The sequence below is a fragment of the Amycolatopsis coloradensis genome (assembly GCF_037997115.1).
GTDB classification, from domain to species: domain Bacteria; phylum Actinomycetota; class Actinomycetes; order Mycobacteriales; family Pseudonocardiaceae; genus Amycolatopsis; species Amycolatopsis coloradensis_A.
Genome location: NZ_CP150484.1, coordinates 7,073,109 through 7,094,712, shown reverse-complemented (window position 1 = coordinate 7,094,712; position 21,604 = coordinate 7,073,109). Strand labels below are relative to the sequence as shown.

Genomic DNA, 21,604 nt, shown 5'->3' with positions numbered 1-21,604 from the left:
AAGGAGCTCCCTTGACCAGTACGTCCTTCGACGACCGGCACATCGGCCCCTCGGAGTCCGAGCAGGCCAAGATGCTCGCCGAGGTCGGCTACGGCAGTCTCGATGCCCTGGTGCAGGCCGCCGTGCCGTCCGCGATCCGGGTCACCCGCGACCTCGAACTTCCCCCCGCCGCGTCCGAAGAGGACGCCATCGCCGAGCTTCGCGCGCTCGCCGCGCTCAACAAGCCGATGACGCAGATGATCGGTCTCGGCTTCCACGACACGGTCACCCCTGCGGTCATCCGCCGCAACGTGCTGGAGAACCCGGCCTGGTACACGGCGTACACGCCGTATCAGCCGGAGATCTCGCAGGGCCGTCTCGAAGCCCTCCTCAATTTCCAGACCATGGTCTCGGAGCTGGCCGGTCTCGCCACCGCGAACGCCTCCCTGCTCGACGAGTCCACCGCCGTCGCCGAGGCCGTCATGCTGATGCGCCGCGCGTCGAAGGCGAAGTCGAACAAGGTCGTCCTCGACGCCGAGTGCCTGCCGCAGACCATCGCGGTCGTCCGCACCCGCGCCGAGGCCATGGGCGTCGAGGTCGAGGTCCGTGACCTGCTCACCGGCCTGCCGGAGGAGTTCTTCGGCGTCGTCGTCCAGTACCCGGGCGCTTCCGGCGTGCTGCGCGGCGCGGGCTTCTACTCCGCCATCTCCGAGACCGCGAAGGCCGCCGGCGCGCTGTACACCGTCGCCGCCGACCTGCTCGCCCTCACGCTGATCACCGCGCCGGGTGAGTTCGGCGCCGACATCGCCGCCGGTTCGACTCAGCGCTTCGGCGTCCCGCTCGGGTACGGCGGTCCGCACGCCGGATACATGGCGGTCCGCGCCGGGCTCGAGCGTTCGCTGCCGGGCCGCCTGGTCGGGGTCTCGGTCGACGCCGACGGCAACCCCGCGTACCGCCTCGCCCTGCAGACCCGTGAGCAGCACATCCGCCGCGAGAAGGCGACCTCCAACATCTGCACCGCGCAGGTGCTGCCCGCCGTGCTCGCCGCGATGTACGCGGTCTACCACGGTCCCGACGGCCTCAAGCGCATCGCGACCCGCGTCCACGGCCTCGCCGCGGGCCTGGCGGACGCCCTCCGCGCGGCAGGCGTCGAGGTCGTCCACGAGGGCTTCTTCGACACCGTCCTCGCCCGCATGCCCGGACAGGCCGAAGCGGTCGTCGCGGTCGCGCGCGAGAACGGGATCAACCTCGGCCCGGTCGACGCCGACCACGTCCGCGTCGCGGCCGACGAGGTCACCACGCCCGCGATCATCGCCAAGGTGCTCAACGCCTTCGGTGTCGACACCCCCGCCGCCGACGCCAGCGCGCTGCCCGCCGGCCTCGGCCGCGAGAGCGAGTACCTCACCCACGAGGTCTTCCACTCCCACCGCTCCGAGACCGCGATGCTGCGGTACCTGCGCAGCCTGTCCGACCTCGACTACGCGCTCGACCGCGGCATGATCCCGCTCGGCTCCTGCACGATGAAGCTCAACGCCACCACCGAGATGGAGCCGATCAGCTGGCGCGAGTTCGCGGGGATCCACCCCTTCGCCCCCGCGGACCAGGCCGAGGGCTACCACGTGCTGGTCGAGCAGCTGTCCGGCTGGCTGGCCGAGGTCACCGGCTACGACAAGGTGTCCCTGCAGCCGAACGCGGGCAGCCAGGGCGAGCTCGCCGGTCTGCTCGCGATCCGCGCGTACCACCACGCCAACGGTCAGACCGAGCGCGAGGTCTGCCTGATCCCGTCGTCCGCGCACGGCACGAACGCCGCCTCCGCGGTGATGGCCGGGATGCGCGTCGTCGTGGTCAAGTGCACCGACGAGGGCAACGTCGACCTCGAAGACCTGCGGGCCAAGGTCGAGGCCAACCGCGACACCCTGTCCGCGATCATGGTCACGTACCCGTCCACGCACGGCGTGTACGAGAACGGCATCGACGAGCTGGCCAAGATCGTCCACGACGCGGGCGGCCAGGTCTACGTCGACGGCGCGAACCTCAACGCGCTGCTCGGGCTGGCCAAGCCGGGAGAGTTCGGCGGCGACGTCTCGCACCTGAACCTGCACAAGACCTTCTGCATCCCGCACGGAGGCGGCGGCCCCGGCGTCGGCCCGGTCGCGGTCCGCGCGCACCTCGCGCCGTACCTGCCCAACCACCCGATGCTGGAGAAGGCCGGTCCGGAAACCGGTGTCGGCCCGATCAGCGCCGCACCGTACGGCTCGGCGTCGATCCTGCCGATCTCGTGGGCGTACGTCCGCATGATGGGCGCGGGCGGGCTCACCGCCGCGACGCAGGTCGCGGTCCTCGCGGCGAACTACGTGGCCAAGCGCCTCAACCAGCACTACCCGGTGCTCTACACCGGCCAGGACGGCCTGGTCGCGCACGAGTGCATCCTCGACCTGCGCGGGCTCACCAAGGAGACCGGCGTCACCGTCGACGACGTCGCGAAGCGCCTGATCGACTACGGTTTCCACGCCCCGACCATGTCGTTCCCGGTCGCGGGCACGCTGATGGTCGAGCCGACCGAATCCGAGGACCTCGGCGAGATCGACCGCTTCATCGCGGCGATGATCGCCATCCGCGCGGAGATCGACGCCGTCGCGCAGGGCAAGTGGGCCGCGGACAACAGCCCGCTGCGCAACGCCCCGCACACGGCGGAGACCCTCGTCGGCGACTGGGACCTGCCGTACGACCGCGAACTGGCGGTGTACCCCGCCGGGGTGAACCGCAAGTCCAAGTACTGGCCCCCGGTGCGCCGCATCGACGGTGCGCGCGGGGACCGTAACCTCGTCTGCTCCTGCCCGCCGCTCAACGCCTACGAGAACTGAGGCACTTGATGTCGAAAGAGACGTCCCTGCACGGAGTCCACAAAGGACTGGGTGCGCTGTTCACCGATTTCGCGGGCTGGTCGATGCCGATCCGCTATTCCAGCGAACTGGCGGAGCACAAGGCGGTCCGCGAGGCCGCGGGCCTGTTCGACCTCTCCCACATGGCCGAGATCGAGGTGACCGGTCCGCAGGCGGCCGAGACGCTCGACTACGCGCTGGTCGGCAACCTGTCCGGGGTCAAGCCGGGCCGGGCGCGCTACACGATGATCTGCGACGAGAACGGCGGCGTGCTGGACGACCTGGTCGTCTACCGGCTCGCCGACGAGAAGTTCCTGGTCGTGGCCAACGCGGGCAACGCCGGCGTGGTCGCGGAGGCGCTGGCCGAGCGGGTCTCGGGTTTCGACGCGGTCGTCGAGAACAAGTCCGAGGACGTCGCGCTGATCGCCGTCCAGGGCCCGAAGGCCGTCGAGATCCTCGGCGCCGTCACCGACGCCGACCTGGGCGCGCTCAAGTACTACGCGAGCGTCCCGGCCGTCGTGAAGGGTCACGACGTCCTGCTCGCCCGCACCGGGTACACCGGTGAGGACGGCTTCGAGCTGTACGTCCCGGCCGGTGAGGCTCCCGTCGTCTGGCGCATCCTGACCGACGCGGGCGAGCCGCACGGCCTGCTCCCGGCCGGTCTCGCCTGCCGCGACACCCTGCGCCTGGAAGCGGGTATGCCGTTGTACGGCAACGAACTCAGCCTCCAGCTGAGCCCATTCGAAGCCGGCCTCGGGCGCGTGGTCAAGTTCGAGAAGCCGGGCGACTTCGTGGGCAAGGCCGCCCTCGAAGAACTGTCCAAGAAGGACGTTCCCAGGGTCCGCGTCGGGCTCAAGGGCTCCGGCCGCCGCGCCCCGCGCCACGGCTACACCGTCCTGGCGGGCGACACCGAGATCGGCGAGGTCACCAGCGGCGCCCTCTCCCCGACGCTGGGTTACCCGATCGCCATGGCCTATGTGGACCGGGAGCACTCCGAGCCCGGCACCGAGCTTTCCGTCGACATCCGGGGCCGTATCGAGCCCGTCGAGGTCGTCGCCCTGCCCTTCTACTCCCGCGCCTGAAAGGCCCCCGAATCACCATGAGCATCCCCCAGGACCTGAAGTACACGAAGGAACACGAGTGGCTGAGCGTCGCCGACGGCGTCGCCACCGTGGGCATCACCGCCTTCGCCGCCGAGTCGCTCGGTGACATCGTGTTCGTCCAGCTTCCCTCGGTCGGCGACACCGTCACCGCGGGCGAGGTGTTCGGCGAGGTCGAGTCGACCAAATCGGTCAGCGAGCTGTACGCACCCGTGGACGGTGAGGTCGTCGAGGTGAACGAGGCCACAACGGACACCCCCGAGCTCATCAACTCGGACCCGTACGCCGAAGGATGGCTCCTGAAGGTGCGTCTGTCCGGCGACGTGCCCGCCCTGCTCGACGCCCAGGCGTACGCCGTCCTGACCCAGGAGAACTGACATGTTCAACGCTGCCCTGTCCGAAGTGGACCCCGAGGTCGCCACCGCCGTCGCGGCCGAACTCGACCGGCAGCAGTCGACCCTGGAGATGATCGCCTCGGAGAACTTCGCCCCGGTGGGCGTGCTCGAGGCACAGGGTTCGGTGCTGACCAACAAGTACGCCGAGGGTTACCCCGGCCGCCGCTACTACGGCGGTTGTGAGCACGTCGACGTCATCGAGCAGCTGGCGATCGACCGCGCGAAGGCCCTGTTCGGCGCCGAGCACGCCAACGTCCAGCCGCATTCGGGCGCGCAGGCCAACGCCGCCGCCATGGTCGCGGTGCTCAACCCCGGCGACACCATCCTCGGTCTCGACCTCGCGCACGGCGGGCACCTGACCCACGGGATGAAGATCAACTTCTCCGGCAAGCTCTACAACGTCGTCGCCTACCACGTCGACAAGGAGACCGGGATCGTCGACGTCGAGGAGATCGAGCGCCTCGCCAAGGAGCACAAGCCGAAGCTGATCATCGCCGGCTGGTCGGCGTACCCGCGCCAGCTCGACTTCGCCGAGTTCCGCCGCATCGCCGACGAGGTCGGCGCGAAGGTCATGGTCGACATGGCGCACTTCGCCGGTCTCGTCGCCGCGGGCCTGCACCCGAGCCCGGTGCCGTACGCGGACATCGTCACCACGACCACGCACAAGACCCTCGGCGGCCCGCGCGGCGGCATCATCCTGTCCCGCCAGGAACTCGCCAAGAAGATCAACTCGGCGGTGTTCCCCGGCCAGCAGGGCGGTCCGCTGGAGCACGTCATCGCGGCCAAGGCCGTCGCGCTGAAGATCGCCGCGAGCGAGGAGTTCCGCGAGCGCCAGCAGCGCGTGCTCGAAGGCGCGAAGATCCTGGCCGACCGCCTTTCGCGCACGGACTGCACCGAGGCCGGAGTCCGCGTGCTGACCGGTGGCACCGACGTGCACCTGGTGCTCGTCGATCTGGTCAACTCCACTTTGGATGGTCAGCAGGCCGAGGACCGGCTGCACTCGGTCGGCATCACGGTCAACCGCAACGCCGTCCCGTTCGACCCGCGTCCGCCGATGGTCACCTCCGGCCTGCGGATCGGCACCCCGGCGCTCGCGACCCGCGGCTTCGGGGCCGAGGACTTCGCCGAGGTGGCCGACATCATCGCCGAGGCGCTGCGCCCGGACTTCGACGAGGCCCTGCGCCAGTCGCTGTCCGCCCGTGTCGAGCTGCTGGCGAAGAAGCACCCGCTGTACGCGGACCTCAACCGATGAGCGCGCTCCCCGAGGGGCGCAAACTTCTCCGGCTCGAAGTCCGCAACGCGCAGACCCCGATCGAGAAGAAGCCGCCGTGGATCAAGACCCGGGCCCGCATGGGCCCGGAGTTCACGGAGCTCAAGGGGCTGGTCAAGCGTGAAGGCCTCCACACCGTGTGTGAGGAGGCCGGGTGCCCCAACATCTACGAATGCTGGGAAGACCGTGAGGCCACGTTCCTGATCGGCGGGGACCAGTGCACGCGGCGCTGTGACTTCTGCCAGATCGACACGGGCAAGCCGGCGGCGCTGGATCGCACCGAGCCGCGCAAGGTGGCGGAGTCGGTGCAAGCCATGGGTTTGCGCTACTCGACGGTGACCGGTGTCGCGCGTGACGACCTGGAAGACGGCGGCGCGTGGCTGTATGCCGAAACCGTGCGCCAGATCCACGCGCTGAATCCGGGTACTGGTGTCGAGCTGCTGATCCCGGATTTCAACGCCGACCCGGACCAGCTGGCCGAAGTGTTCGGATCGCGGCCTGAGGTGCTGGCGCACAACGTGGAGACGGTGCCGCGGATCTTCAAGCGGATCCGGCCGGGTTTCCGCTACGCGCGGTCGCTGGAGGTCATCACGAAGGCCCGTGAGGCGGGTCTGGTGACGAAGTCGAACCTGATCCTGGGTATGGGGGAGACGCCGGAGGAGGTGGCTCCGGCGATGAAGGACCTGGTCGACGCGGGCTGCGAGATCCTGACGATCACCCAGTACCTGCGTCCCTCGCCCCGGCACCACCCGGTGGACCGGTGGGTCAAGCCGGAGGAGTTCGTCGAGCATTCGAACGCCGCCGAAGCGATGGGTTTCGCTGGTGTGATGGCCGGGCCGCTCGTACGCTCGTCGTATCGGGCCGGGCGGCTGTTCGCCCAGACGAAGGCCCACCGCGGCGAAGAGCTGTCGGAGAACTTGGCCCATCTCGCCGCCGAAGGGCCCGCGGCCCAAGAAGCCAGCTCCTTGCTGGCCAGATAGGAAGGAGGGCAGATCAATGGCGATCAGCGTCTTCGACCTGTTTTCGATCGGCATCGGCCCCTCCAGCTCCCACACGGTGGGCCCGATGCGCGCCGCACTGACCTTTGTGGACGGTCTGGCGGCCGACGGTGACCTCGCCGCCACGGCCCGCGTCCAGAGCGAGCTTTTCGGCTCGCTCGGCGCGACCGGGTTCGGGCACGGCAGCGACAAGGCCGTGCTGCTCGGGCTGTCGGGGGAGCGTCCGGAGGAGATCGACACCGGCACGGTGCCCGGCAAGATCGCGGAGATCCGCGAATCCTGCCTGCTGAAGCTGCGCGGCGAGCACGAGATCGTGTTCACCGAGGACACCGACCTGACCATGCACCGGCGGAAGTCGCTGCCCGCGCATCCGAACGGGATGATCTTCCGCGCGTTCGGCGCCGACGGGAAGGTGCTGCGCGAGCGCACCTACTACTCCGTCGGCGGCGGGTTCGTGCGCGATGAGTCCTACGAGACCGACACTGTCGTCGTCGAGGACTCGACGAAACTGGAGTTCCCGTTCCGCACCGGCGCGGATCTGCTGAAGCACTGCGAGGACACCGGGCTGCCGATCAGCGAGATCATGCTGCGCAACGAGCTTTCGTGGCGCACGCGTGAGGAGGTCCGCGAGGGCCTGCTGGAGATCTGGCAGGTCATGGTGGAGTGCGTGCGCAATGGCTGCGAGCACGAAGGTGTCCTGCCGGGCGGGCTGAAGGTGCCGCGCCGCGCGAAGGCGTTGCACGAGAAGCTGCTCGCCGAGGACGGCGTCGGCGACCCGCTGTACGCGATGGACTGGGTGAGCCTGTACGCGCTGGCGGTCAACGAGGAGAACGCCGCGGGTGGCCGCGTCGTCACCGCGCCGACCAACGGCGCGGCGGGGATCATCCCGGCGGTCCTGCACTACTACCAGCGGTTCATCCGGGGCGCGTCGGACGACGGCATCGTGACGTTCATGCTCACCGCGGGCGCGATCGGCTCGATCCTGAAGCAGACGGGGTCGATCTCGGGCGCCGAGGTCGGCTGTCAGGGTGAGGTCGGTTCGGCCAGCGCCATGGCCGCCGCCGGGCTCACCGAGGTGCTCGGTGGCTCGCCCGCACAGGTGGAGAACGCCGCCGAAATCGGCGTCGAGCACCACCTGGGGCTGACCTGCGACCCGGTCGGCGGCCTGGTGCAGATCCCGTGCATCGAACGCAACGCCGTCGGCGCGTCCAAGGCGATCCACGCGGCGCGGATGGCGATGCGCGGCGACGGTTCGCACGTCGTGACGCTGGACAAGGCGATCAAGACCATGCGCGAGACCGGTGCCGACATGAGCGTGAAGTACAAGGAGACCGCGCGCGGCGGCCTCGCCGTGAACGTCATCGAGTGCTGACTCCCGCGTCCGGAGGACGAATTGCGGGCCGCCTAAACTCGAAGGGTGGAGTCGAGCACGGTCGCGAACGCGGGTGACGCGCTGTTCCGCCCGGTGCGCGCGGGCAACGCCTTCGAGGAGACCGTCGAAAGGCTGCTCCAGGCGATCCGCCTGGGCGTGGTGGGCGCGGGGGAGCGGCTGCCTTCGGAACGCGAGCTCGCCGAGCGGCTCGGGGTCAGCCGGGTGACGTTGCGCGAGGCCATCCGCGCGCTGTCCGACGCGGGTTACGTCGAGTCACGGCGCGGGCGGTACGGCGGCACGTTCGTCAACGACGTCCTGCCCGACCCGCCCGCCGCCGACGGGCGGAAGGTCGACAACGCCACGCTGGAGGACGCGCTCGGCCTGCGGCACGTCCTGGAGACCGGCGCCGCCGAGATGGCGGCGTCGCGTTCGCTCAGCCCGGCCGACCGGCAGCACCTGACCAGCACGCTCGCCGAGGCCGCCGCGGCCGACGTCGGCGACTACCGGCGCAAGGATTCGCGGCTGCACCTGGCGATCGCCGAGGTCACCGCGTCCGGCTCGCTGACCACGGCGATGGCCGACGCGCGGATGCGGGTCAACCAGCTGCTCGACATGATCCCGCTGCTCGAACCGAATCTGGAGCACTCCAACGCCCAGCACGAGGCCATCGTCGACGCGATCCTCGCCGGGGACGCCGAGGCGGCCCGCCGGGCGATGACGGAACACGTCGAAGGGACCGCTTCACTGCTTCGCGCTTTCCTCGCCTGAGGTCAGCAGTGCGTGGGCGAAATCGATGGCGTGGGGCGTATCCGGGAAGACCCGGCCCTCCGCGCGGAGCCGGTCCGCGACGCCAAGCTCGTCGAACACCTTCTCGTGCCCGGGTTTGATCCCCGACACCAGGACCGTGATCCCGCGATGTTCGAGACGTTCGATGGCGTCCCTCAGGACGAGGGCGCCGGTGGCGTCGATGGCCGACACCCGGGACAGCCGGAGGATGACCACCCGCACCTCGGCCACCTCGGACAACTCCAGCAGGAACTGGTGGGCTGCGGCGAAGACCAGCGGGCCGTCGAGCCGGAACGCGACGATGTGCTCGTCCAGCAGCGCCCGTTCCTCGGCCGCGTGGTCGGCGTGGTCGAGCGGGACCTCCTCGACCTTGGCCGCCTTCGCGATCGCCCGCAGTGCCAGCGCGCCCGCCACGACGAGGCCGAGGATGACCGCGGTGACCAGGTCCAGGATCAGGGTCGCGGCCGCGGTGAGCACGAGGACCAGCGCGTCACGCCGGGTGGAACGCAGGAGCGCGCGGACCGAGCCCGCCTCGACCATGCGGACGGCGGTGGCCAGCAGCACCCCGGCGAGCGCCGCGATCGGGATGGTGGCGACCAGCGGCGCCGCCGCGAAGACGATCACCGCCAGCGCCATCGCGTGGGTGAACGAGGCCAGCCGGGACTTCGCCCCGGCGCGGACGTTGACCGCGGTACGCGCGATCGCCGCGGTGGCGGGCACGCCGCCGAACAGCGGCGTGACGAGGTTCGCGAGGCCTTGCCCGAAGAGTTCCCGGTCCGGGTCGTGGCGTTCGTTGACGCTCATAGCGTCCGCGACCGTGGCCGACAGCAGGCTTTCGAGCGCGGCCAGCGCCGCGACCGCGACCGCGGAGGGCGCCAGCGCGCCCAACGCGGACAGGTCCAGGAAGTCCAGCGAGGGCGCGGGAAGGCCGTTGGGCAGGGCGCCGATGCGGGCGACCGGCAGCTGCGCGAAATGGCTCACGAGGGTCGCGAGCGCGACCGCGACCAGTGAGAACGGGATCGATGGGCGCCATCGGGCGCCGAGCAGCATCAGAGCGGCGACCCCGGCCGCGATCGCGATCGACTGCCAGGCCGGATGCCCGGCGAAATCGGCCACCGCCTTCGCCGCGACGACGGACACCTTTTCCCCCTCCGGGGTGGCGACGCCGAGCGCGGCGGGGACCTGCTGCAACGCGATCACCCCGGCGATGCCCAGCGTGAAGCCTTCGACCACCGGCGTCGGCACGTAGCGCATGTACCGGCCGGCGCGGGCGACCGCGAGCAGGAGCAGCAAGACCCCGGCGAGCAGGCCCACCGTCAGTACGCCACCCGCTCCGTGCGTGGCCATGATCGGCACCAGCACCACGGTCATCGCGCCGGTCGGCCCGGACACCTGGAGGTTGGAACCGCCGAAGACCGCGGCCAGCGCGCCGGCGACGATCGCGGTGACCAGTCCGGCTTCGGCCCCGAGGCCGGATGAGATGCCGAAGCCCAGCGCCAGCGGCAGGGCGACGATCGCGACGGTCAGGCCCGCCGTGAGGTCGCGCCGGGGAGCGCGTTTGAGCGTCCGCAGGTCTTCACGTCCGGGCAGGAGCGAGTGCAGTTCCGAAAGCCTCAGACGCGCCACGGCGTCACTCCGCGTCGCGCAGCTGGGCGAGCAAGGCGTTCTGGTCGGCCAGCAGCTCGGTGAGGATGCGCCGGGCCGCGCGCAGGAGCTCGACGACGTCGCCGCCGGCGAGCGCGTACACGACCGTCGAGCCCTCGCGGGTCGAGGTGACGATCCCCGACCGGCGCAGGACGGCCAGCTGCTGCGACAGGTTAGAGGCCTCGACCTCGATCTCGGTGAGCAGTTCGCGGACGGCCTTCGGGCCTTCGGCGAGCAGCTCCAGCACACGGATCCGGACCGGGTGGCCCAGCATGCGGAAGAACTCCGCCTTGGCCTGGTACAGGGGGACGGGCATCTGACCACATTATCAAATGAAGAATTCTTCAAGTCGTGAACCGGATGCCATTCGGTGACTTTCCCACAACCTTTTCACTCGTTCGGGCGTCTAACCCGGCGTGGAGAACCCGGATGAGGCAGACGCACCCGAGTCGGAGACCACGGCCACTCCCGAGCCGAAGGGGAAGAAGCGCAGGTGGCGACGGATCGCCGCCTGGACGCTCGGCCTGCTCGTCGGCATCCCCGTCGTCGCGTTCGGGCTCGCGTACGTCCTGCTCGACGTCCGCAGCCCGCAAGAGGTCCTCGCCGACCTCGACAAGACCGTCGTCCTGCAGAACGCCGACGGTTCCGAACTGCTCAAGGTGGTCCCGCCCGGCGGCGACCGGCTGTTCGTGCCGTACGACGCCGTCCCCGCGAAACTGCGCGACGCGATCGTCGCGACCGAGGACCCGACCTTCTGGGACAACGAGGGCTTCGACCTCACCGGACTCGGCCGCGCGCTGGTGACCGGCGTCGGCGGCGGTTCGGGGATCACCCAGCAGTACATCAAGAAATCCACCGGCAACGAGGACGCCACCCTCGCCCGCAAGTTCTCCGAGCTGGTGCTCGCCACGAAGATCACCCAGCAGCAGACCAAGAAGGAGATCTTCGAGAGCTACGTCAACATCATCTCCTTCGGCCGCGGCACCTACGGCCCGGCGTCGGCGATGAACGCCTACTTCGGCCGCAAGCTCGACGACTCGATGACCTGGAGCGAGGCGGCGTTCCTCGCGGGCATGATCCAGTCGCCCTCGGTGCACGACCCGTACGCCTCCAGCCACGAGCACGCGAGGAAACGCTGGTCCTACGTGGTGAACAAGCTGGTCTCGCGCGGCTACGTCAGTCAGGCCGAAGCGGTCGCCATGACCTATCCGGAGGACGCGATCCAGACGCCGTCGGAGACCAGGGCCGGGCGCGTGACCTACGAGCAATACCACATCAAGCAGCAGGTTCTCGCGGAACTGGAACAGGTCGGCTACCCGCTCGACCGGCTCCGCGGCGGCGCGATGAAGGTCGAGACGACCATTGATCCGCGGGCGCAGGCCGAAGCCGAGAAGACGGTCAAGGAGCGGTTGCGGGGACAGCCCGAGCACTTCCGGGCGTCGCTGGTCGCCGTCGAACCCGGGACCGGCGCCATCCGCGCCTACAACGGCGGTGGCTGGAGCGTGCACGACTACGCCGGCACCCCGTACGGCACCGGCTCCGCCTTCCAGCCGTTCATCCTCGCCGCCGGCCTCGAACGGGGCGTCGGCGTGGACGAACCCCTCAAGGCGCCCGCGGCGGTCGACTTCCTCGGCGAGACCTTCGAGTTCCAGGACCAATGCGGCGAAGCCGGGAAGTGCACGCTGCGCGAGGCGATGGCGCGGGGCGCACGAGGCCCGTTCGTCGACCTGGCGAAGAAACTCGGCGCGGAAACGGTCCGCGAAGGCGCCCGCGCGGCCGGGATCCCCGAGGCCGTCGACGGCGCGGTGACGTTGCGGGAGAAGGACGGGTTCCTGATCGGTCCCGGGATCGCGGTCGGCCGGTATCCCTTGCGCCCCACCGACATGGCCGGCGCCTACGCGACCTTCGCCGCCGACGGCCTGCGCGCCACCCCGCATCTGGTGTCGAAGATCCGGGACGAGAACGGCGAAATCGTGTGGGAACGGCCGTCGGACAGGGCACCCGCGTTCAAGGACGACGAGGCGCTGAGCCGCCGGATCGCGGGCACGATGAGCCAGGTGCTGGCCACCGGACTGAAAGACCGCTCGGCCGCGCTGAAGACCGGCGATTTCCAGTACAACGAGACGGACGACAACGCCGGCGGCTGGGCGGTCGGGTACACGCCCCAACTCGCGACCGCGGTCTGGGTCGGCTCCGACGAGCCGCGCCGGATGCGGGACGCCGCCGGGGAGAAACTGACGGGGCGGACGATCCCGGCCGACATGTGGCAGCGCTTCATGACCGGCTTCCATCAGGGACTGCCGGTGCGGTGGCCGGACGGCTCCGGCCCGCGGCCCGCCACGACGGCGCCGCGGTGAGGCGTCGGCCCAGGTGGTGGTGAAGGCCTCCTTGCCTACCCTGAAGGTAGGGAAGGGGGCCTTCACCCCCCTCCGACGCAGCCTGGGCGAGCCCATGGGCTGGGCGTGTGCCGCGAAAGCCACTTTCGCGACACGATCGCCGACCGGGCCACGAGCGGACCGCCCGCCGCACCCGAGACCAGCAGACCCGAAGAGAACACGAATCGCCGGCCGAGCGGTTCCGTCAGGGCTTCACGAGCACGACGGTGAGCCCGTCGTAGCCCTTGCTGCCGACCGTCTGGATCGCCGTCGCGTCGACGCGAGGTTCGGCTGCGATCATCTCGTGCAGCCGCCTGATCCCTTGGATGTTCGGGTCTTCGCTGGCGGCGTCGGTCACCGCGCCACCGCGGACGACGTTGTCGACCACGATCACGCCGCCGGGCCGGACGAGCTTCAGCGACGCCGCGAAGTAGGCCGGGTTGTTGGCTTTGTCGGCGTCGATGAACGCCAGGTCGATCGGGCCCTCGACCGACGGCAGCAGGTCCAGCGCCTTGCCGACACGGACGTCGACCAGCCCGCCGAGCCCGGCCGCTGCGATGTTTCCGCGCGCGACCTCGGCGTGTTTCGGGTCGGATTCGAGGGTGACGAGCCTGCCCTGCGGTGGCAGGGCGCGGGCGAGCCAGATCGTGCTGTACCCGCCAAGCGTGCCGATCTCCAGGATGGACCGGGCGCCGATCATCCTCGCCATCAGGTTGAGCAGTTTGCCCTGATTCGGCGCGACGGCGATCGACGGCAGCCCGGCCTCGTCCGACGCCTGCCGCGCGCCTTCGAGGGCGGGATCGGACGGGACGAGCACCCCGGACAGATAGTCGTCCACTTCGGACCACAGTTGCTGTGACATGGCACCTCCGCGGCCAACCTACTCCGGGACCATCAGGCGGCGCGGCGTCCGGCTTTCGGGATCACCAGCGGGGTACCGGTTTCCGGGCACGGCATGACCCGGCACGGAAGCTCGAAGATCTTCTCGACGTTGGCGGCGGTCACGACCTCTTCGGGCGAGCCGGTCGCCAAGACCTCTCCGCCGCGCATCGCGATCATGTGCGTCGCGTAGCGGGCGGCGTGGTTGAGGTCGTGCAGCACCGCGACCAGTGTCCGGCCCTGTTCCTGGTGCAGCTGCGCGCACAGGTCGAGGATGTCCATCTGGTGTGCGATGTCCAGATAGGTCGTCGGCTCGTCGAGCAGCAGGAGATCGGTCTCCTGCGCGAGCGCCATCGCCATCCACACGCGCTGCCGCTGGCCGCCCGACAGTTCGTCGACCAGCCGCTCGGCGAGGTCGTCGACCCCGGTGGCGCGCATGGACTCCGCGACCACGGTGGCGTCCTCACGGGACCATTGGCGCAGCAGGCGCTGGTGCGGGTACCGGCCCCGCGCGACGAGGTCCGCGACGGTGATGCCGTCGGGCGCGATCGAGCTCTGCGGAAGCAGGCCGAGCCGCCGGGCGACTTCCTTGGCGGGGAAGGAGCTGATCACCTGTCCGTCGAGGAACACCGAACCCTGGCGGGGTTTGAGCATCCGCGCGAGCGCGCGCAGCAAGGTCGTCTTGCCGCAGGCGTTCGGGCCGACGATGACGGTGAACGACCGGTCGGGGATGACCACCCCGAGGTCTTCGGCCACGGTCCGGCCGTCGTAGGCGAGCGTCAGCGCGTCCGCGTGCAAGCGGGACGTCGTGCTCTGCGCGGTGAGGGTTTCCACGGTCTCCACGCAGGTTAGGCTAACCTAGGAGTCCGCCGTTGTGGTGTTCCGTAGGTCGCAGTCGGCTCACGACGCTCGTCGATGGCATCATCCCCAGTGCAATCCCGCGAGCGGTCTCGGAGCGATCGAAGGAACGGCATGGAGGACTACCGGATAGTCGCGGACGAGATCTCCGCCGACGTCGAGGCGGGAAGGCTCCGCCCTGGCGACCGGCTGCCCCCGCAGCGGCGGTTCGCCCGCGAACGCGGGATCGCGAACTCGACCGCCGCGAGGGTCTACGGCGAACTCGTCCGGAGAGGCGTCGTGGTCGGCGAGGTCGGCCGGGGCACGTTCGTCCGCGCCGGAAGGCCGCCGCTGGAGACCGCCCTCGCCGAACCCGGTGGCGCGACGGTCGACCTCGAGCTCAACTTCGCCGTCCTCCCGGAACAGTCGGCGCTGGTCGGGAAGGCGCTGGAGCCGTTGCTGCGCGAAGACGTCCTGACAGCGGCGCTGCGGCCGGGAAGCGTCTCCGCCCCGAAGCAGGCGCGTGACGCCGTCGCCGGTTTGCTCGCGAAGGACGGCTGGACGCCGGAAATCCTCTTCGCCGGGAGCGGGCGCCAGGCCATCGCGGCCGCCATCGCCGCCTTCGTGCCGATGGGGGAACGCCTCGCCGTCGAAGCCATCACCTATCCCGTGGTCAAGGCGCTCGCCGGACGGCTCGGCGTCCAGTTGGTGCCCATCGAGACCGACGACATGGGGCTCATTCCCGAGGCGCTCGAAGCCGCGTCCGTCCGCGCGCTGTACGTCCAGCCGACGCTGCACAACCCGCTCGGGTCCACAATGGACGAAGCGCGGCGCGTCGAGCTGGCGGAAACGGTGCGCCGGATGGACCTTCCGGTGATCGAGGACGGCATCTACACCTTCCTCCGGCCCGAGGTCCGCCCGTTCGCGGCGTACGCGCCGGAACGCACGGTGTTCACCGACAGCATGTCCAAACGGCTCGCCCCGGGGCTGACCACCGGATTCCTCGCCGTCCCGGCGGAATGGAAGGAACGGCTGGCCGCGTCCGTGCGCTCGGGTGGCTGGGTCGCGCCCCGGTTCGCCGTCGAAGCCGCCACCCGGTGGATCACCGGCGGGACACTGGAAACCGTCGAGCGGGCGAAACGGCTCGACGCCGCGGAACGCCAGCGGGTGACGGCGGCGCGGCTGGCCGGGTTCACCCTGCGCGCCGATCCGCGGGCGTACCACTGCTGGTGGGAACTCCCCGAACATTGGCGCGCCGAAACCTTCGTCGCCGCGGCCGCGCGACGCGGGATCGCGGTCACCCCGGCGGCCGCGTTCGCCGTCGTCCCCGGCCACGCGCCGAACGCGGTCCGCCTCGCCGTCTCGTCGCCGCCGCTCGAGACGCTCGGGGCCGCTTTGGACGTTCTCGCCGGACTAGCTTCCGGCCGCCCCGAGGACGCCGGCGTCGACTGACCCCCACGCGTCAGGGGCGCGGCGCCCACTTGCCGATGAAGCTGCCGCAGGTGACGGTCTGCCCGGTGAGCCGCGACCGCAGCGCGTTCTCCAGCCCGAGGTAGTCGAAGATCGGCGCGTCCGCGGCGACCTCGGCGGGCACCGGCCCGCCCTTGGCGAGGGCGGGCATGCTCACGGTCTGGAACAGCACCAGGTAGTCGCCTTCGCGGTTGAGGACGTCGGCCGTCGCGAGCATGCGTTCCGGAGCGTCGGCGACGATCTCCAGCGGCAGCGGCCATTCCAGCGGGAACGGGTTGCGCAGGCCGAAGGCGGGATAGGCGAACGGGTTGTCCGGCAGGACGGCCGTGCGTCCCGCGGGGAATCGCGTGACACAGTCCTGGATCTGGGAGATGTAGGTGAAGGTGCCCGGATTCGTCCGGATCCCGCGCATCGACGGCGTCACCTTGCCGAGGTCACCGGTCAGCTTCTCGTGCGCCATGTCGAGATACGCGGCCTCGTCGTGGTGCGCGACCACGGCCCAGCCCGACGCCAGCACCGCGACCAGGCCCATCGCGGTGGCGCCCATCAGCCTCAACCGGCGAGACGGCTCGGGCAGCGGCGGCAGCGCGTCCGACAGCAGCAGGATCGCCGTCAGCGCCAGTGTTCCGGTGAACAGCGTCGGCGTGTCGTTCCCCCAGGACAGGCTGGTCATGAAGCCGGTCGCGAAGACCAGCGCGCCCATCCGCGGGAATCGCCGCGTCGCCGCCCAGTGCACCAGCAGTGCGACACCGAGGATCCACCAGAGGACGTCCGCCCAGCGCGACGCGCCGGTGAAGTGCCCGTCGACGACGGTGCCGACCACCACCGCCACGCCGGCCAGGAGCAGCAGCCGCGCGAGGACCGCCCCGGCGAAACCCGCGCGGTCGCGGAAGATCCCGAGCAGGGCGAGGAACACCCCGGCGATCACGAAGAAGGTCAAGCCCCGCACCGGCGGCCGCAGCAGGGACGCGGGATTTTCCAGCCACAGCCCGAGAAGCCGCTCGCCGTACGCGGGCAGGCCGCCGGTGAGCTGCTCGGCCATCGCGCCGAGCCCGCCGTCGAGTGTGACGATTCCGAAGTAGAACACCAGAAAAGCGCCCAGCGCCAGCAGATCCCAGGCGAGCCGCGCCCACCAGCGGCCGGTGCGGAACGCGCCTTCCCGCAGCGACGGGTGCAGCACCAGCCAGCACAGCGCGATCAGCGGCACGGGCGCGAAACTCTGCTTGACGAACACCGCGGTGCCCAGCAGTACCAGGCCGAGCCGCCGCGGCCACGCCTTGCCGTTGCGCAGCCCCGAATCCAGTGCCCAGGCACCGCAGGCGGTCAGGAAGATCCCGTCGATCGTGTGCCAGGCCATCAGCGGGAAGGCGTTGAGGTTCAGCAGCGACGCGGCCGCCGTCAGCCCGGTGAGTCCAGGACCCCAGTCACGGACGCGGCGCCGGGTGACCAGTACGGCGAAGGCGATGGTCGCCAGGATGATCTCCAGCATGCTGAGCACGCTTGAGACGAAGAAGAGCGGCCCCGGCAGCACGAAGTCGACGATGTGCAGGTACGCCGAACCCAGCGGCCGCGCGGAGATGATGTCGGAATGCGGGACTTCGCCGTGCAGTACCCGCCACGCCTGGGCGAGGATGAAACCCTGGTCCGACGGGTGGAAACCGAAGCGCCCCACCCGGAGTTCGGTGGCGACGGCGAGCGCGAGCACCCAGGCCACGTGCAGGGAAAGCCGCAGCACTGTCCTGGACGGACGTACCACCGCCGCGTCCGGTCCGGTCGACAGCGGGGGACTGGCGACGTCCACACTGCCCCTTCCCGGTCGTCCTGCCTCGGCCCGTGCCCGCCGACCCCCCGGCGTTCCGGAAACCGATGGTAGCGGCCGGGGGCGTCCCCCGATCGAGCCCCGGCGGCGGGACGTCAGGGACGGCGGCGCCAGATCAGCCGGGTGACGGCTCCCGCCACCGACGCGAGCGGAGCCTTCCTGGGCAGGCCACGGGATTCCGGCGCTGACTCGGGCATGGCGCGGTAGACGAGATGGGCGAAGAACCGTGCCGTCCGAGGTGCGACGAGCGTCACCAGTTCGGCGGCCGTGCCCTCCGGCAGGTTCAGGATCTCCGGCCGTTTCTCCAATGCCTTCACCACCAGCGCGGCGGCGCGTTCGGGAGAACTCGACGGCATACCGCGATAGGACCCGGTCGGCGTGATCATGTCGGTGCGCACCAGCGGCATCCGGACCGAGGTGAAGGTGACGCCGTCGGAAAGCGTTTCCCGGCCGGCGGTCAGCCCGAACTCCTCCAATGCCGCCTTCGAGGCCAGGTAAGCGGAAAACCTCGGCGTGTCCGTTTGCAGTCCTTGGGTCGTCACGTTGACGACGTGCCCGAATCCGCGCGCGGTCATCGACGGCAGCAGGCCCAGCGTCAGCCGCACGGGGCCGAAGTAGTTGATCGCCATCGTCCGCTCGAAGTCGTGGAACCGTTCGGTGGACAGCGAAAGCGACCGCCGGATCGACCGGCCCGCGTTGTTGACCAGCATGTCGACGGCGCCGTGTGCGGCGAGCACGTCCTTGACCAGAGCGTCGACGGCACCGCCGTCGGTGAGGTCGCACGGATACGCCGACGCCTTCCCGCCCGCCGCGACGATCTGCTCGCGGACTTGTTCGAGTTCGTCGGCGCGCCTGGCCACGAGGATCACTTCGCCGCCCTTCGCGGCGACGGCCAGCGCGGACGCGCGACCGATGCCCGACGACGCGCCGGTGATCAGCACCTTGCGGCCGTCGAGGGGTTCCGGCCCCGGACGGCGGCGGCCGCGGTCGGGATCGAGGTGTTCCAGCCAGTACCGGTAGAGCGGACCGGCGTACTCCTTCAACGGCGGCAAGGTGATCCCGCTGCCTTCGAGCGCGGCCGTGGTCGCGCTCGTGTCGAAGTCGACCTCCATGCTCAGATGCGGCAGGATTTCCAGCGGGATGCCGAGTTCCGCCAGCACGGCCGCGCGGGCCGAACGCCCGCCGGGGACGCGGTCGAATCCGGTGGCCGCGGATTTCGCCAGCCTGGTTCCGGCCCGCTTCAGCGCTCCGGACGGCCGGGGAGGAAGGACCGCGGAGATCTTCGGCCCGCCCGCGGCCCGCGCGAAGGCGTTGTAGACCTCGTGAAGCGGCTGTGGCCGGGGCGACGCGAGGTGGTACGTGCTGCCGCTGGGCGCGTCGACGTGCATGAGGTGTTCCATCGCTTCGACGACGTAGTCGACCGGAACGATGTTCGTGGCGCCGAGATCCGGGGCGGCGAGAGGGAGACGCCGGGGCAACGCGGCGAGCCGCGAAATGGCCGGGAGGAAGTAGTACGGGCCGTCGATCTTGTCCATCTCGCCGGTCCGCGAATCGCCGGCCACGGCGGACGGCCGGTACACGCGGAACGGCGTTTTCCCGTGCCGCCGCACGAGTTTCTCCGCCTCGAACTTCGTCGCGTGGTACGGCGACGCGAAGCTCTGGCCGAGGTCGAAATCGGCCTCGGTGAACCGCCCGGCGTACTGCCCGGCGACCGCGATCGACGAGACGTGGTGGAACAGCCCGGCCTTCGCGGCGGCGGCGAACTCCAGGACGTTGCGGGTGCCGTCGACGTTGGCCGCGCGGTTCGCCGCTTCGTCCGCGGTGAGGTCGTAGATCGCGCCGAGATGCACGACGTGGTCAAGGGGCGCCAGGTGGGCGGGATCGATGCCCAGCAGGGTTTCGGTCAGGTCGCCGGTGACGGGAACGAGCTTCTCGTGGCTCGGGAGCTTCCCGCGTGAGGTCTCCCTCACGAGAACATGGACGGCTACGGTCTCAGGTCGCCGTAGTAGGCGCGCGACCAGGCGTTTTCCCAGAAAACCCGTCGCGCCCGTCACGAAGTAGGTGGTCATGGCCGGCTCCTTCCGAACGGGGCCGACTCTACCTACTCAGAAGTAGGAACGGTAGTTGTCATTCATTGCGGTCCGGATGTTCGGCCACCGCGACCACGGCGTCGCGGAGCGCGGCGCGCAGGCGTCCCACGTCCAGCGGCCCCAGTACGGCGGCCTCTCCGGGCGGTGCCACGAGCACGATCTTGTCGCTGCTCACGAACACCGTCACGTCCCTGCGCCTGCCCGCGAGATCCCGGCAGCCGACCGACCATTCGTCCCGGGGTGCCAACGTCCTCATCCTCCCGTATCCCATGATCTCCCTTTCTCGTCCGAGGCTGGGACGAGGCGCTTTCGGGGGCGTGACGCCGATTACCCGACATTCCTACTGATGGGTTAACCGATCCCTCATTCTGTGATCGGACACAGTGTGATCGACTTCCGCCTTCACTGAGCCGGACGAGGGCGAACGGGAGTAGCGTCCGGGGGAGGACTGCTTGGGAGGTCATCGATGTCCGAACCCAGGAAGATCGTCATCGTCGGAGCCGGTCTCGCCGGAGCGACGGCGGCCGGGACGCTGCGGGAACGCGGTTACGCGGGAGAAGTCCTGCTGCTCGGCACCGACACGCATCGCCCGTACGAATTACCGCCCTTGTCCAAAGGGCTCCTGATGGGCAAGGCCGATGAACCCGACTGGGTGCACGACGAGGGTTTCTACGGAGAGAAGGACATCGCGTTCAAGAGCGGCGTGACCGCGACCAAGGTCGAACTCGGCGCGCGGCTCGTGCACGACGACGCGGGCGGTGAACACCGTTTCGACCGGCTCGTGCTCGCGACCGGCTCGGGGCCGCGCTCGCTGCCGGTGCCCGGCGGGGACCTGCCGGGACTGCGGACCCTGCGCACCCTCGACGACGCGCTGGCGTTGCGCTCGGCGTTCAAGGACGCCGGACGGGTGGTGATCGTCGGCGCGGGCTGGATCGGGACCGAGGCCGCGGCGGCCGCCAGGGAACACGGTGCCGAGGTGACCGTGGTCGACCAGGTCGGCTCACCCTTGCTCGCGGTGCTGGGCGAGCAGGTGTCCGGGGTGTTCAAAGGCCTGCACACCGAGCACGGCGTGAACTGGCGTTTGGGTGAAGGCGTCGCCGGCTTCACGGGCGGCTCGGACGGGGTGACGGGTGTTCGCCTGAAGAGTGGTGACGAGCTTCCCGCGGACGTCGTCCTGGTGGCCGTCGGCGCCGCGCCGCGGGCCGGCCTCGCGCACGCCGCCGGGCTGGAACTGTCCGACGACGGAGGCGTCTGCGCCGACGCCGGCCTGCGGACGGCGGCGCCCGACGTCTACGCCATCGGCGACATCGCCGCGCATTTCCATCCCCGCTACGGAAAACGTGTCCGTGTCGAGCACTGGTCGAACGCGAAGTGGCAGGGCGAGCACGTCGCCGGGAACCTGCTGGGGGAGAACGAGCCGTATCTGCGGAGCCCCTATTTCTTCTCGGACCAGTACGACCTTGGCTGTGAATACCGGGGTCTCGCCGATCCCGGACGGGATGAGCTCGTGGTGCGGGGTGATCTCGCGGCGCGGGACTTCACGGCGTTCTGGCTGCGGGACGGTCAGGTGACCGCCGCGATGAACGTCAACCAGTGGGACGACGGGGACGCGTTGAAGGCCTTGGTCGAGGGGCGCGCGGCGGTGACCGCGGAGCAGTTGAGGACCGCTGATCTTTCGACGCTGGGGTGACCCGTGCGATGAAGGGGC

17 protein-coding genes are annotated in these 21,604 nt (G+C 70.1%); 10 read left to right on the top strand and 7 right to left on the bottom strand.

The features are described from left to right. Positions 1-11 precede the first annotated feature (11 nt). Genes gcvP through LCL61_RS32900 form a run of 7 tightly spaced genes read left to right on the top strand, consistent with a single transcriptional unit; the run spans position 12 to position 8,764 of the window. On the top strand, positions 12-2,843 hold the full coding sequence (gene gcvP, locus LCL61_RS32930; protein ID WP_340683355.1) for an aminomethyl-transferring glycine dehydrogenase: 2,832 nt from the start codon (positions 12-14) through the stop codon (positions 2,841-2,843). 8 nt (positions 2,844-2,851) lie between these two features. Continuing rightward, a complete protein-coding gene (gene gcvT / locus LCL61_RS32925) occupies positions 2,852-3,943 on the top strand; it encodes a glycine cleavage system aminomethyltransferase GcvT (RefSeq protein ID WP_340683354.1) in 1,092 nt (363 codons plus the stop codon). Between the two features lie 17 nt (positions 3,944-3,960). Next, positions 3,961-4,338, top strand: coding sequence for a glycine cleavage system protein GcvH (gene gcvH / locus LCL61_RS32920; protein ID WP_125673314.1), 378 nt, complete (start codon positions 3,961-3,963; stop codon positions 4,336-4,338). A 1-nt stretch (position 4,339) separates the two neighbouring features. Further along, positions 4,340-5,608, top strand: a complete 1,269-nt coding sequence (glyA, locus tag LCL61_RS32915; RefSeq protein WP_340683353.1) for a serine hydroxymethyltransferase — start codon at positions 4,340-4,342, stop codon at positions 5,606-5,608. After that, complete coding sequence (gene lipA, locus LCL61_RS32910; RefSeq protein ID WP_340683352.1) at positions 5,605-6,606, top strand: lipoyl synthase; 1,002 nt, start codon at positions 5,605-5,607, stop codon at positions 6,604-6,606. The genes glyA and lipA overlap by 4 nt, the downstream gene beginning before the upstream one ends. 16 nt (positions 6,607-6,622) lie before the next feature. Then, positions 6,623-7,996, top strand: a complete 1,374-nt coding sequence (locus LCL61_RS32905) for an L-serine ammonia-lyase (protein ID WP_340683351.1) — start codon at positions 6,623-6,625, stop codon at positions 7,994-7,996. A gap of 45 nt (positions 7,997-8,041) precedes the next feature. Beyond that, positions 8,042-8,764, top strand: coding sequence for a FadR/GntR family transcriptional regulator (locus LCL61_RS32900; protein ID WP_340683350.1), 723 nt, complete (start codon positions 8,042-8,044; stop codon positions 8,762-8,764). Here LCL61_RS32900 and LCL61_RS32895 read toward each other — a convergent pair. Continuing rightward, positions 8,738-10,408 carry a SulP family inorganic anion transporter gene (locus LCL61_RS32895; RefSeq protein WP_340683349.1) on the bottom strand — a complete coding sequence of 557 codons (1,671 nt, stop codon included), beginning with the start codon at positions 10,406-10,408 and terminating at the stop codon, positions 8,738-8,740. The two genes, LCL61_RS32900 and LCL61_RS32895, sit on opposite strands and share 27 nt — an antisense overlap. Positions 10,409-10,412: 4 nt before the next feature. Then, on the bottom strand, positions 10,413-10,742 hold the full coding sequence (locus LCL61_RS32890; protein WP_340683348.1) for a metalloregulator ArsR/SmtB family transcription factor: 330 nt from the start codon (positions 10,740-10,742) through the stop codon (positions 10,413-10,415). A gap of 100 nt (positions 10,743-10,842) precedes the next feature. Here LCL61_RS32890 and LCL61_RS32885 point away from each other — a divergent pair, with 100 nt between their 5' ends. Continuing rightward, the gene (locus tag LCL61_RS32885) at positions 10,843-12,783 is read left to right on the top strand and encodes a transglycosylase domain-containing protein (protein WP_340683347.1); all 1,941 of its coding nucleotides are present in this window, start codon (positions 10,843-10,845) and stop codon (positions 12,781-12,783) included. Positions 12,784-13,006: 223 nt separating this feature from the next. Here LCL61_RS32885 and LCL61_RS32880 read toward each other — a convergent pair whose 3' ends face one another. Together LCL61_RS32880 and LCL61_RS32875 are read right to left on the bottom strand one after the other, a co-directional pair. Then, complete coding sequence (locus LCL61_RS32880; RefSeq protein WP_340683346.1) at positions 13,007-13,663, bottom strand: O-methyltransferase; 657 nt, start codon at positions 13,661-13,663, stop codon at positions 13,007-13,009. A 32-nt stretch (positions 13,664-13,695) separates the two neighbouring features. Then, positions 13,696-14,523 (bottom strand): ABC transporter ATP-binding protein, encoded by an 828-nt coding sequence (locus LCL61_RS32875; protein WP_340683345.1) that lies wholly within the window; start codon positions 14,521-14,523, stop codon positions 13,696-13,698. 129 nt (positions 14,524-14,652) lie between these two features. On the opposite strand from LCL61_RS32875, the gene LCL61_RS32870 reads away from it, so the two are divergent. Then, on the top strand, positions 14,653-15,969 hold the full coding sequence (locus tag LCL61_RS32870) for a PLP-dependent aminotransferase family protein (protein WP_340683344.1): 1,317 nt from the start codon (positions 14,653-14,655) through the stop codon (positions 15,967-15,969). Positions 15,970-15,979: 10 nt separating this feature from the next. Here LCL61_RS32870 and LCL61_RS32865 read toward each other — a convergent pair whose 3' ends face one another. The 3 genes from LCL61_RS32865 to LCL61_RS32855 form a co-directional block, all read right to left on the bottom strand. Beyond that, positions 15,980-17,788, bottom strand: coding sequence for a hypothetical protein (locus LCL61_RS32865; protein ID WP_340683343.1), 1,809 nt, complete (start codon positions 17,786-17,788; stop codon positions 15,980-15,982). Positions 17,789-17,901: 113 nt separating this feature from the next. Further along, complete coding sequence (locus tag LCL61_RS32860) at positions 17,902-19,875, bottom strand: SDR family oxidoreductase (protein WP_340683342.1); 1,974 nt, start codon at positions 19,873-19,875, stop codon at positions 17,902-17,904. A gap of 58 nt (positions 19,876-19,933) precedes the next feature. Further along, the gene (locus tag LCL61_RS32855; RefSeq protein ID WP_340683341.1) at positions 19,934-20,143 is read right to left on the bottom strand and encodes a hypothetical protein; all 210 of its coding nucleotides are present in this window, start codon (positions 20,141-20,143) and stop codon (positions 19,934-19,936) included. Between the two features lie 219 nt (positions 20,144-20,362). Here LCL61_RS32855 and LCL61_RS32850 point away from each other — a divergent pair, with 219 nt between their 5' ends. After that, a complete protein-coding gene (locus LCL61_RS32850) occupies positions 20,363-21,586 on the top strand; it encodes an NAD(P)/FAD-dependent oxidoreductase (protein ID WP_340683340.1) in 1,224 nt (407 codons plus the stop codon). Positions 21,587-21,604: the final 18 nt, after the last annotated feature.

Excerpts from the sequence above, each read along its gene's own strand:
- LCL61_RS32905 (WP_340683351.1), top strand. The coding sequence starts at position 6,623 with ATGGCGATCAGCGTCTTCGACCTGTTTTCGATCGGCATCGGCCCCTCC.
- LCL61_RS32860 (WP_340683342.1), bottom strand. The coding sequence starts at position 19,875 with ATGACCACCTACTTCGTGACGGGCGCGACGGGTTTTCTGGGAAAACGC.
- LCL61_RS32870 (WP_340683344.1), top strand. The coding sequence starts at position 14,653 with ATGGAGGACTACCGGATAGTCGCGGACGAGATCTCCGCCGACGTCGAG.
- LCL61_RS32880 (WP_340683346.1), bottom strand. The coding sequence starts at position 13,663 with ATGTCACAGCAACTGTGGTCCGAAGTGGACGACTATCTGTCCGGGGTG.
- lipA (WP_340683352.1), top strand. The coding sequence starts at position 5,605 with ATGAGCGCGCTCCCCGAGGGGCGCAAACTTCTCCGGCTCGAAGTCCGC.
- LCL61_RS32890 (WP_340683348.1), bottom strand. The coding sequence starts at position 10,742 with ATGCCCGTCCCCCTGTACCAGGCCAAGGCGGAGTTCTTCCGCATGCTG.
- gcvH (WP_125673314.1), top strand. The coding sequence starts at position 3,961 with ATGAGCATCCCCCAGGACCTGAAGTACACGAAGGAACACGAGTGGCTG.
- gcvT (WP_340683354.1), top strand. The coding sequence starts at position 2,852 with ATGTCGAAAGAGACGTCCCTGCACGGAGTCCACAAAGGACTGGGTGCG.
- LCL61_RS32850 (WP_340683340.1), top strand. The coding sequence starts at position 20,363 with ATGTCCGAACCCAGGAAGATCGTCATCGTCGGAGCCGGTCTCGCCGGA.
- glyA (WP_340683353.1), top strand. The coding sequence starts at position 4,340 with ATGTTCAACGCTGCCCTGTCCGAAGTGGACCCCGAGGTCGCCACCGCC.